The organism is Mycobacterium simulans (assembly GCF_900232995.1).
Classification (GTDB): domain Bacteria; phylum Actinomycetota; class Actinomycetes; order Mycobacteriales; family Mycobacteriaceae; genus Mycobacterium; species Mycobacterium simulans.
This window is the reverse complement of sequence record NZ_OCVX01000003.1, coordinates 2,918,469-2,925,890: the sequence shown is the minus strand read 5'-3', so window position 1 is coordinate 2,925,890 and position 7,422 is coordinate 2,918,469. Positions and strand designations below refer to the sequence as shown.

The window sequence follows — 7,422 nt, the reverse complement described above, 5'->3', positions numbered from 1 at the left end:
TGCAGCCAGGAATACATGCCGTGCGACCCGTCGGGCTTGAAGATCACCATGATCCAGGTCGAGAACCCGGCGACGGCCGCCATCGCGCGGCGTGACTGGGCCAGCGGGGCCAGCACGGCCAGCGGCCCGGGGTCGTCCCGCCGCCGGGGCGCCGGGCCCCCGGGGACCGGCCCCGCGGCGGGGTGGCGGGCCCGCGGCACCAAAGCCCCCGCCCCCGGGCGCAACGCGCTCCCGCCGGTCCCGGCTGCATCGGATCGCCGACGCGGTACGCACCCTGCGGGACGACGTCAACCCGATGTTTTATCGCGCGGTGGCGACTTCAGCTTTAGCCACCAGCCCACCTGGCTGCGGCTGTTCAGCATCATGTTGATGTTTGCCGGCGTGATTGCCACCGCCCTGCTTGTCGCCTTCGTTGCCGACCTGCTGCTATCCCGCCGCTTTGCGTATTCGGCCGGACGCCGGCGGGCGCGTCATCTGCGCAACCATGTCATCGTCGTCGGGCTGGGTTCGTTCGGCAGCCGCGTAGTCAGTGATCTGACCGCCGCCGGATACGACGTCGCAGTCATTGAGCGCGACGAGAACAACCGCTTCCTGTCGTCGGCGGCCGAGCTCGACGTGCCTGCGCGTATACGATCGCACGCTGGGAAGCGCTGTGGCGCAGCGTTTCGGGTTCGACAACGTTCGGTCCACGGTTGAGCTGGCGGCCCCGTGGTTCATCGGCGCTGCGATGGGGCTGCAAGTCCTGGGGACGTTCTCCGTCGGGCAAAGTTCCTTCATGGTCGGCGCGATGCATGTAGTGGCCGGCAGCGAACTCGATGGGCTGCCGATGCAGGAACTGTCCACCCAAACCCGCGTCATCGCGATCACTCGGCCGGACGCGCCCGTGCGGCTGCACCCTCGCCGCGACGCCCAGTTGCGCGCCGGTGACACGGCCTATCTCGTCGGTCCGTATCGCGAGCTGCTCGCGACGCTGCGCAAAGGACAGCTGTCCCAGATCCGCGGCGGCTTGTCCGAAGCGGCGACAGGTCAGAACTCGGCGGCCACTTCGGCGGCTCGCCGCAGTTGACTGATATCCGAACTGGTGGGGATGAGGTGGACTTCGTCGGCACCGATGTCGGCAAATCTTCGCAACACCGCCGCCAGTTCCTCTTCAGTGCCGGCCCAGCCGGTCATCGGCGCCATCGCATCGACGTACTCGGCGGGGATCCAGTTCATGTAGCGCCGCAGATGCGCACGCACCTGCTCGCGGGCCTGGTCCTGCGGCCCGAATGCGAACCAGAAGGAAGTCGCCAACAGGGGTTTGGGCTTGCCGGCCTCGGCCCACGCCGCCCGAGCCACCTCGAACAGCTCATTCTGCTTGGTGGCGTCGAGGTCGAGGGTGGTACCGGCCAGTCCGTCGGCCCAGGCCGCGGCGCTGCGAACGGTCTTCGGTCCGATAGTGCCGACGAGCAGCGGCGGACCGCCGGCCTGGATCGGCGACGGCCCGACCGGGCGCACCGAGTCGGTCGTCTTTTCGCCGGCCCACACCCGTTGCATCACCGCCGCGCGTTCGGCCATGCCCCGCATCGTCTGCGTCGTTGGGTCGGCGCCGGCGGCATGGTAGTCCTCGTGCCTGCCGCCGACACCGATTCCCACTGTTAAGCGGCCGCCGGAAAGCATGTCCCCCGTTGCCAGCCCCTTGGCCAGCATCACGGCATTGTGCAGCTGCGGCACGATCACCGTGGTAACCAGCCGGACTCGGTCGGTCCATGCGGCCAGTGCGCCGAGTAGGGTCAGGCTATCGGGATTATCGAACGCGATGCGCTCGCCCCAGCACAGTGACGAGAATGGACCTTCATCGATCGCACGTGCCCAGTTCTGCAGCACCGTCGCATCAAGGTCAGGTTCCATCACCGGCATTGTCATCCCGATCTCCACGGACCGATTCTGGCAGCATGGTATTGATGGCCCTAACCAGCTCGTCCATCGCGCACGTCCGGCTCACGGTGACCGACATTGAGCGATCCCGGCGGTTCTACGAGAGCGTCTTCGGTTGGCCCGTGCTCATTGAGGTTCCCGAGAATGCCGACGAGGCTACGCGGCACCGGTTGGGATTCCTGTTCGGCGGCGTCATCTACGACCTCGGCGGCGCGCTGCTGGGTCTGCGGCCGGTCGCCACGGACCGCTTCGACGAGAACCGCACCGGCCTGGACCACATCGCGTTCCGGGTAGGCAGCAAGACCGAATTAGATGCCGCAGCCGCACATCTCGACAATCTTGGCATCGACCATGAGCCGATCAAAGATATTGGGCCGTCATACATTTTGGAGTTTCGTGACCCCGACAACATTGCTCTGGAACTGACGGCCCCCAAGTAATCTCCGGGAGAGAAGAACAGAGGTAAGAAGATGCCTATTAGTTTCAACCACACAATTGTCGCGTCACGCGACAAACGCGAGTCGGCGGAGTTTCTCAGCGACCTGTTTGGCCTGCCGAGCCCGACGCCGTATGGCCCGTTTATGGTCGTCGGGCTAGAGCACGACGCGAGCCTCGATTACGCCGATATCCCAGAGGGGCAGGAGATCCGGCCGCAGCACTACGCGTTCCTCGTTTCCGAGGACGAGTTCGACGCGATCTACGGCAAAATCACATCGCGCGGCTTGCCGCACTGGGCGGACCCGGGCGCCGAGCGACCCGGCGAGATCAACCACAGAGACGGCGGCCGCGGAGTGTATTTCCAGGATCCGGCTGGGCATGCGATGGAGATCCTCACCCGGCCCTATGGGTCTGGCGGCTAACGGGCGGCGCCGTGGCGCTTGCTTTCCTGATCCCGATAGTCATCGGCGAGTCGCGCAACGTGTTCCGGCAGCAAGCCAGCGGCGACATCGGCCAAGGTTGTTTCCTCTAGCACCGACCGCATGCTGGCCCGCAGCGCCCGCCAAACGTCGGTGAGTGCCACGGTGGGTCCGGAGTACGGTAGGTCGCCGAGTCCCATATCGCGGACGCTGGCCAGTGGTCCGTCGATGCAGCGCAGCACGTCGGCGATGCTGATCTCGTTTCCCGGGCGCGCCAGTTCATAGCCACCCTCGCGACCGCGGTGGCTTCGCACCAGACGGTCGGTGCGCAAGTTGGTCAGGATGTCGACAAGAAATTGTGGCGGAATCCCTTGAGCCTGCGCCAAGTCGTCGGTCTTGACCAAGGTACCGCTGTCGGCCGTGGCTAGCTGGATCATCGCGCGCACTGCGTACTCCGCTTTGGCCGACATCCGCATGGTCATCGATTGTGCCACCGTTTCTCTGCGAAATTGCTGTGGCTTGCTGCTAGGCCCGCGGCCCGAGCAAGTCGATGATTGCCTGTGCCTGCTCGTCGAGGTTGCGCTGGGGGGTGAGTCGCAGATCGGGATTCTTCGGCCGCTGATACGGGCTATCTATGCCGGTGAAGTGTGTGATCTCACCCGCTCTCGCTTTGGCGTACAGCCCCTTGGGGTCACGCCGCTCGCACTCTTGCAGCGGCGTATCGCAGAACACCTCAAAAAACTCGAATCCGGCGTCGGCGTGAACTTTTCGAGCCAACTCGCGGTGCTCGGCCAGCGGGCTGATGGCCGGCACCAGCACGATTTGGCCAGAGTCGGCGAGCAGCGTCGCCACATGCGCAAGCCGGCGAAGGTTCTCCGCACGGTCGGCCATGCTGAAGCCGAGGTCGGCGTTTAGACCGTGCCGGAGGTTGTCACCGTCGAGAACGTAAGCAGGTGTCCCGCTTTCGAGAAGTTTCTTTTCGACCAGCATCGCCACCGACGACTTCCCAGCGCCGGAAAGGCCGGTCAACCACACGGTCTTGCCCCGACACCCGCGATCTTCAACGGCGACTAATGACTTGTGCCGCACGGTGTTCGGGCTTGCCTGGTGCACCGCGACCTCGCGCAACACCATGCCCGCCGCCACTGTGCCGTTGGTGTCGGGGTCGATGAGGATAAACGAGCCGGTGCTGGCATTGCGGGTGTACTCATCAAGCAACAGAGGTGCCTGCGTGCGCAGCGAAATGCGGCCAAGTTCGTTGAGCTTCAACGCTGTTACGCTCTTGTCGCGGTGCAGGGTGTTGACATCGAGCCGGTAGTCGAGCGCCGTCACTCTGGCGCGCGTGGTTCGGGTGGTGTGTTTGATGACGTAGTCGCGTCCGGGCTCCAGCGCTGCCGAATCCGCCATCCAGCACACAGTCGCGTCGAATTCCTGTGTGACCCTGGGCTGGTTGTGGCTGCGTGCGATCATGTCGCCGCGCGAAATGTCAATGTCGTCTGCCAGACGGACCGAGACGGCCATCGGTGGAAACGCTTCTGCCACCGGACCGTTCGTGCCTTCGATGGTGGTGATTTGGGTGGTCTTTCCGATCGGCAGTACGACAACCTCGTCACCGGGCCGCATTACCCCGCTAGCCACAGTTCCGGCGTAGCTGCGGTGGTCCTGGTGCTCGAGGGTGTGTGGCCGGATGACGTACTGAACGGGGAACCGTACGTCGACCAGGTTGCGGTCACCGGCGATGTAGACCTCTTCGAGATGAGATAGCAGCGCCGGTCCCTCATACCACGGCGTCTGGTCGGATTTGGCGACGACATTGTCGCCGTGCAACGCCGAAATCGGGATGGAGGTGACGTCCTGCACGTCGAGGCGGGCGGCGAAGGCATGAAATTCATCGCGAATCGACTCGAAAGTCGCTTCATCCCAATCGATCAGGTCCATCTTGTTGACCGCGAGTACCAGGTGGCGGATGCCCAGCAGCGACGCCAGAAAGGCGTGCCGGCGGGATTGCTCCAGCAATCCGTGCCGGGCATCGACAAGCACGATTACCAGCTGAGCCGTGGACGCACCGGTCACCATATTGCGGGTGTATTGAATGTGTCCCGGGGTGTCCGCAATGATGAATTTCCGCTTCGGAGTAGCGAAATAACGGTAGGCGACATCGATGGTGATGCCTTGTTCGCGTTCGGCTCGCAGACCGTCGGTGACCAGAGCCAGGTCGGTGTAGTCGTGGCCGCGGTCCCTGGACGTCTGCTCTACCGACGCCCATTGGTCTTCCATCACTGCTTTGGAGTCATAAAGCAGGCGCCCGATCAGTGTGGACTTGCCGTCGTCGACCGAGCCCGCCGTAGCAAGCCTTAGGAGCGTAGTGGGTGCGGCCATCAGAAGTAGCCCTGCCGCTTGCGGTCTTCCATTCCGGCCTCCGAGATCCGGTCATCAGCCCTGGTAGCGCCGCGTTCGGTCAGCCGCGACACCGCGGTCTCGGCGATGACCTCCGAGACGGTGGCGGCCGTCGACTCAACACATCCGGTGCAGGTGACGTCGCCGACGGTGCGGAACCGCACCATGGCGTCGAATACCTCCTCGTCGGCGCGCGGCTGCATATGCCGGTGCACCGCCAGAAGCATCCCGTCGCGTTGAAAAACCTTGCGCCGGTGCGCGAAATAGATCGACGGCAGCTTGACCTTCTCCGCACCGACATAGGACCAGATATCGAACTCGGTCCAGTTGGACAGCGGAAAGACTCGGATGTGCTCGCCCTTGTGATGGCGTCCGTTGTAGAGATTCCATACCTCGGGCCGCTGGGCTTTGGGGTCCCACTGGCCGAACTCGTCGCGGAAGCTGAACACCCTCTCCTTGGCCCGCGCCTTCTCCTCATCGCGCCGAGCTCCCCCGAATGCCGCGTCGAACTTGTTCTCCCGGATGGAGCGCAGCAGCGTAACGGTCTGTATCGGGTTTCGCGACGGGATGGTCTCGACGACCCGGCCGGCGTCGATGTCGTCCTGTACCGATGCCACCACTAGCCGGACGCCTGCGTCGGCCACCAGCTCGTCGCGGGTTGCGATGACCTCATCGAAATTGTGACCGGTGTCGACGTGCATCACCGGGAAGGGCAGTCGCCCCGGACGAAACGCCTTGAGCGCCAGGTGCAGCATGACGATCGAGTCCTTGCCACCGGAGAACAGCAGCACCGGTCGCTCGAATTCGGCAGCCACCTCCCGAATGATGTGGATCGCCTCGGCCTCCAGCAAGCGCAGGTGACTCAACTCGTACTGCCCGGGCGCGGGGCTGACCTTCAGGTCGCTGGCCATGATTCCCTAACTGGAATTCCCGATAAAGTTGGCAGAACTGATCATATTTATGATCATTACCAGTTATAGAACCAGCCGTCGTCGCCGCTGTCAATGAAGGTTCTTCGCCGCACTTGCGCGGCTGCCGGCTGACCGAGCTACAGCGTGACCTCGTCGAGTTTGCCGGTGGCGACGTCGAAGACGAACCCGCGCAGTGACACGTGCTTGGTCACGAACGGACTGTTCTCGATGCGGCGCAGCGACTGCCGGACGTCCTCGGCGGGGTCCGGGAAGGCTTCGGCCGACCACGGCGGCTTGACCCCGATCTCGTTCTGGATGTCGCGCTTGAAGTCGTCGTCGGTGAAGGTCAGCATCCCGCAGTCGGTGTGATGAATCAGGATGATCTCCCGAGTCCCCAGCAGTCGCTGGCTGATGGCCAGCGAGCGAATGGCGTCATCAGTGACGACTCCGCCGGCGTTGCGGATGACGTGCGACTCGCCCTCGTTGATTCCGAGCACCCGGTAGACATCGATGCGGGCGTCCATGCAAGCCAAGACGGCGATGTGTTTGCTTGGCGGCAGAGGCAACGGTCCTTTGAAGGTGCTCGCGTAGTTGGCGTTGTTGGCCAGGTAGTCGTCAGTAACCGTCACGCAAGTCTCCTCGGTTTCGCGGTATGGAATTTGCTAGGCAGATCAAATGCCAGATAGAAGCCGCCGTGGATCGTAGCAACCGGCTAGCAGGATTTCACTGGTGCGGATCAGCCAGATCGGAATGCTTCCTAGCCGGGCGCGCCGGGCGAACCGTTCTGGCCATATAGTGACCCGCCGACACCGCCGATGCCCCCGACGCCGCCGACGCCGGGTTTCGCGGCGCTGAAAATGCTGGAGCCGGCGTCACCACCATCGCCGCCGTCGCCGCCGTTCCCGCCACTGTGCTGCAGGAAGTTGCTGATTCCGCCATAACCGTAGGAAATCCCGCCGGAACCGCCTGCGCCGCCAGTCCCGCCGACGCCACCGTTGCCGTTGGTGCCAACCTCGCCGGTTTTAGAGTTGAAACTGGCAGTCCCGCCCATGCCGCCATTACCGCCCGAGCCTCCAGCGCCGCCGGAACGGATAAGCCGGGTGTCGCCGCCGATCCCACCCTCACCGCCATGACCGCCCGTGCCGGCAACACCCGCGGGGTGGCCGCGGGTGTTGCCGGCACGGGCGGTCATGGCGGCGGGGGGGGGGGCGGGGGCGGCGCCCCGCGTCGGCGGTCCGGCGGCGGTGGGGGGGGCGGGGGTGATGGGGGGGTGGGCGGGGGTGGGCGGGGCGCCGGCTGCGACAGCGGGGGGGGGGCCGCAGGCGGCCGCGACGGCGGGG

Annotated in this window: 9 protein-coding genes and 2 pseudogenes; 4 read left to right on the top strand and 7 right to left on the bottom strand. The window is 64.7% G+C overall.

Annotated features, from left to right (window positions below):
• Positions 1-125, bottom strand: a pseudogene (locus tag MSIMFI_RS28170) (hypothetical protein); the annotation flags it as partial.
• Between the two features lie 77 nt (positions 126-202).
• On the opposite strand from MSIMFI_RS28170, the pseudogene MSIMFI_RS14085 reads away from it, so the two are divergent.
• A pseudogene (locus MSIMFI_RS14085) lies at positions 203-1,066 on the top strand (NAD-binding protein); the annotation flags it as partial.
• On the opposite strand, the gene MSIMFI_RS14080 reads toward MSIMFI_RS14085, so the two are convergent.
• Positions 1,027-1,905 carry an LLM class flavin-dependent oxidoreductase gene (locus tag MSIMFI_RS14080; protein WP_191498193.1) on the bottom strand — a complete coding sequence of 293 codons (879 nt, stop codon included), beginning with the start codon at positions 1,903-1,905 and terminating at the stop codon, positions 1,027-1,029. The pseudogene MSIMFI_RS14085 and the gene MSIMFI_RS14080 overlap by 40 nt on opposite strands.
• Before the next feature lie 38 nt (positions 1,906-1,943).
• On the opposite strand from MSIMFI_RS14080, the gene MSIMFI_RS14075 reads away from it, so the two are divergent.
• Complete coding sequence (locus tag MSIMFI_RS14075) at positions 1,944-2,357, top strand: VOC family protein (protein WP_191497659.1); 414 nt, start codon at positions 1,944-1,946, stop codon at positions 2,355-2,357.
• 30 nt (positions 2,358-2,387) lie between these two features.
• Entirely contained in the window at positions 2,388-2,777 is a 390-nt protein-coding gene (locus MSIMFI_RS14070; protein WP_191497658.1) for a VOC family protein, read from the top strand.
• Here the strand turns inward: MSIMFI_RS14070 and MSIMFI_RS14065 are convergent.
• The 5 genes from MSIMFI_RS14065 to MSIMFI_RS14045 form a co-directional block, all read right to left on the bottom strand.
• Complete coding sequence (locus tag MSIMFI_RS14065; protein WP_191498192.1) at positions 2,774-3,250, bottom strand: Rrf2 family transcriptional regulator; 477 nt, start codon at positions 3,248-3,250, stop codon at positions 2,774-2,776. The two genes, MSIMFI_RS14070 and MSIMFI_RS14065, sit on opposite strands and share 4 nt — an antisense overlap.
• A 49-nt stretch (positions 3,251-3,299) precedes the next feature.
• Entirely contained in the window at positions 3,300-5,153 is a 1,854-nt protein-coding gene (gene cysC, locus MSIMFI_RS14060) for an adenylyl-sulfate kinase (RefSeq protein WP_191497657.1), read from the bottom strand.
• Positions 5,153-6,082, bottom strand: a complete 930-nt coding sequence (cysD, locus tag MSIMFI_RS14055) for a sulfate adenylyltransferase subunit CysD (protein ID WP_186244140.1) — start codon at positions 6,080-6,082, stop codon at positions 5,153-5,155. The genes cysC and cysD overlap by 1 nt, the downstream gene beginning before the upstream one ends.
• Before the next feature lie 137 nt (positions 6,083-6,219).
• Positions 6,220-6,711: a beta-class carbonic anhydrase gene (locus MSIMFI_RS14050; RefSeq protein WP_186244141.1), complete on the bottom strand. Its 492-nt coding sequence runs from the start codon at positions 6,709-6,711 to the stop codon at positions 6,220-6,222.
• A 128-nt stretch (positions 6,712-6,839) separates the two neighbouring features.
• Positions 6,840-7,133 carry a hypothetical protein gene (locus MSIMFI_RS14045; RefSeq protein WP_224770186.1) on the bottom strand — a complete coding sequence of 98 codons (294 nt, stop codon included), beginning with the start codon at positions 7,131-7,133 and terminating at the stop codon, positions 6,840-6,842.
• A gap of 78 nt (positions 7,134-7,211) precedes the next feature.
• Between MSIMFI_RS14045 and MSIMFI_RS28165 the strand changes: the two genes are divergently transcribed.
• Positions 7,212-7,422 (top strand): hypothetical protein (locus tag MSIMFI_RS28165; protein ID WP_224770185.1); only part of this gene is annotated, 211 nt, incomplete at its 3' end.

Bases quoted from the DNA above. Each gene is read 5' to 3' on its own strand.
- MSIMFI_RS14080 (WP_191498193.1), bottom strand. From the start codon at position 1,905: ATGACAATGCCGGTGATGGAACCTGACCTTGATGCGACGGTGCTGCAG.
- MSIMFI_RS14075 (WP_191497659.1), top strand. From the start codon at position 1,944: ATGGCCCTAACCAGCTCGTCCATCGCGCACGTCCGGCTCACGGTGACC.
- MSIMFI_RS14070 (WP_191497658.1), top strand. From the start codon at position 2,388: ATGCCTATTAGTTTCAACCACACAATTGTCGCGTCACGCGACAAACGC.
- MSIMFI_RS14065 (WP_191498192.1), bottom strand. From the start codon at position 3,250: ATGCGGATGTCGGCCAAAGCGGAGTACGCAGTGCGCGCGATGATCCAG.
- cysC (WP_191497657.1), bottom strand. From the start codon at position 5,153: ATGGCCGCACCCACTACGCTCCTAAGGCTTGCTACGGCGGGCTCGGTC.
- cysD (WP_186244140.1), bottom strand. From the start codon at position 6,082: ATGGCCAGCGACCTGAAGGTCAGCCCCGCGCCCGGGCAGTACGAGTTG.
- MSIMFI_RS14045 (WP_224770186.1), bottom strand. From the start codon at position 7,133: ATGGGCGGGACTGCCAGTTTCAACTCTAAAACCGGCGAGGTTGGCACC.